This window comes from Drouetiella sp. (assembly GCF_059504425.1).
Map to the genome: position 1 here is coordinate 1 of NZ_JCACIN010000064.1, position 2,229 is coordinate 2,229.

General features: G+C 50.7%; 3 protein-coding genes and 1 tRNA gene. 3 read left to right on the plus strand and 1 reads right to left on the minus strand.

What is annotated here, in order from left to right; genetic code table 11:
* On the minus strand, positions 1 to 469 hold a 469-nt coding region (locus tag AC5JMP_RS15455; protein ID WP_495852379.1), incomplete at its 3' end, for a GspH/FimT family pseudopilin.
* Between the two features lie 218 nt (positions 470 to 687).
* Here AC5JMP_RS15455 and AC5JMP_RS15460 point away from each other — a divergent pair.
* The 3 genes from AC5JMP_RS15460 (at position 688) to AC5JMP_RS15470 (ending at position 2,038) form a co-directional block, all read left to right on the plus strand.
* Positions 688 to 768: transfer RNA gene (locus AC5JMP_RS15460), tRNA-Leu, on the plus strand.
* Positions 769 to 961: 193 nt separating this feature from the next.
* The gene (locus AC5JMP_RS15465; RefSeq protein WP_495852380.1) at positions 962 to 1,639 is read left to right on the plus strand and encodes a cysteine hydrolase family protein; all 678 of its coding nucleotides are present in this window, start codon (positions 962 to 964) and stop codon (positions 1,637 to 1,639) included.
* Between the two features lie 12 nt (positions 1,640 to 1,651).
* Positions 1,652 to 2,038, plus strand: a complete 387-nt coding sequence (locus AC5JMP_RS15470) for an allophanate hydrolase-related protein (RefSeq protein WP_495852381.1) — start codon at positions 1,652 to 1,654, stop codon at positions 2,036 to 2,038.
* Positions 2,039 to 2,229: the final 191 nt, after the last annotated feature.

Consider the following 2,229-nt stretch of genomic DNA (forward strand, 5'->3'; position numbering starts at 1 on the left):
CAACGATTTTACTATGCTCTAAATTATTAAACATTAACCGTCCCAACAAGCCATTGACGCGACCTCGCTCATTAAATTGCAGCCTATAAGTTGTGCCGCTTTGAGTCAGCGTTGTCTTGCCTGTGTCAATACGAATCTCTCGGAGCAGCGTTTGCCAGGTCGTAGGCTGATCGGTTGCGGGGTGCATGGCCCACTGCACGACGCTATCGGATTCTCGAAAGCTAACTTGCCAAATGCTGCGAGAACGAATAGCCTCTGCCTGCGCCTGACGCATTGCCTGAAAGACTTCATCTTGCGAGGCGCTCAATATGCGGTTGCGCTGAAAGGAGAGCCAGCCTGGGACAGCAATTGCCGCCAAAATTCCGACAATCACAATCACAACCAGAAGTTCAATGACCGTAAATCCTGTCTGGGATAATTTTGTCTGAGGACTGCAAGCTGAAAAAGCGGAGCGCTTGTTGAAATTCATGGTGACACCCTGAGTTGTGGGAAGCTTGTGAAAAGTAGAAAGCTTAAAGAATAGAAAACTTAACAGCTAGAATTCCCAAAAGCTGATTGGGTCTAGGCATCTCTGAACGTACGCAGAGGCCGTAGCGAAGTTCTGCGAATTCCAGAAAGGGGTGCAGAATTGGAGCTTATGAAGTATGCTGAGTTACTGAAGAAAGTGTTTCGCTTTCTGGATGACCTGCGGATGTGGCGGAATTGGTATACGCGCACGCTTGAGGTGCGTGTGGCTTTGCCTTGCGAGTTCGAGTCTCGCCATCCGCATTGATTGAGGAGAAGCTTTAGCGTTGAGGAGGAGAGTGCTGAGTAGATTTGTACTTAGGCACTTCAGCCCTCAACGCTGCTTTTTTGGAGAAGATAGGTTTAAGCCTTTGAAATAAGTGCGCTGCGATCGCCACAGTTTTCCCATGCTGTGGTAAAAACTGCACAATACACTTATCAAAAACTCTCTAAACCTATGTACGTATCGGCTCTACCCTATGACTACGAGCTGCCAGCGGATCTGAATCGACTTGCCTTAGTGATTATCGATATGCAGCGCGATTTTTTGGAGCCAGGGGGCTTTGGTGATGCGTTGGGCAACGATGTAAAAAGGCTGCAAGCGATCGTCCCAACTTTGAAAGAACTGCTAGAAACCTTTCGTGCCCAAGGGTTACCCGTTTTTCATACAATCGAATGTCACCAGCCTGATCTGTCTGACTGCCCTCCATCAAAGCTCGATCGGGGCAAGGGTTCGCTGAAAATTGGCGATTTGGGCGGTATGGGACGAATCTTGGTGCGGGGTGAGCCGGGAAATGGCATCATTGCGGAACTAGAGCCGCTGCCTGGAGAAACGGTGATTCACAAGCCTGGAAAAGGAGCATTCTACAACACTGAGTTTCAGACGCAGCTTCAGGCAAAGGGGATTACTCATCTGCTGGTTACGGGGGTGACGACAGAGGTATGTGTGCAGACGACCATGCGTGAGGCGAACGATCGCGGTTACGAGTGCCTGATGGTTGAGGACTGTACGGAGAGCTATTTCCCGGAATTCAAGCAGTCTACGCTGGAGATGGTGCGTGCCCAAGGGGGTATTGTGGGCTGGACGGCTCCGGCTGCGGCGGTGATGGCAGGGATGAGGGCAGTGACAGCGTGAGGAAGATGAGATATGGAAAGTGAGAGGGTCGATTTGGCAGTTAATGGCACGCTGATGCGAGGGCTGGAGTTGAATGGGAATTTGCTGGCGGTAGGGGCGGAGTTCGTTAAGGATGCGGTGACTGCGCCAATTTATCGCCTGTGGACAATTAGTGATGTGCATCCGGCAATGATGCGGGTGGCAACTGGGGGTGGGGCGATCGCGTTGGAAGTTTGGTCGGTTCCGGTGGCGGGTTTGGCTAAGATCTTGCTGCAAGAGCCGCCGGGGCTGTGTGTTGGGAAGGTGCAGTTGGCTGGGGATGAGGAGGTTTTGGGGGTTTTGGGGGAGCCAATTTTGTGTGAAGGTCAGGTGGAGATTACGCGGTGGGGAGGATGGCGGGCTTATAAGGCAGCAAAATAGACCTCTTGCAAATTAGGTTGAGTGGGAGCTACTCCCCTACTCAACCTAATCCCAAAACTTTAATTTACAAAAGGTTTAATGATTGGTATGGGACTTACGCAAGCCCTCTAGCTGTGGTGCATTTTTTTTGTGTTTTGTGGGCGCAGCCCACCACACACAACAAAAATGCGTAAGTCCTATGGTAGTGAATT

Bases quoted from the DNA above. Each gene is read 5' to 3' on its own strand.
- AC5JMP_RS15470 (WP_495852381.1), top strand. From the start codon at position 1,652: ATGGAAAGTGAGAGGGTCGATTTGGCAGTTAATGGCACGCTGATGCGA.
- AC5JMP_RS15465 (WP_495852380.1), top strand. From the start codon at position 962: ATGTACGTATCGGCTCTACCCTATGACTACGAGCTGCCAGCGGATCTG.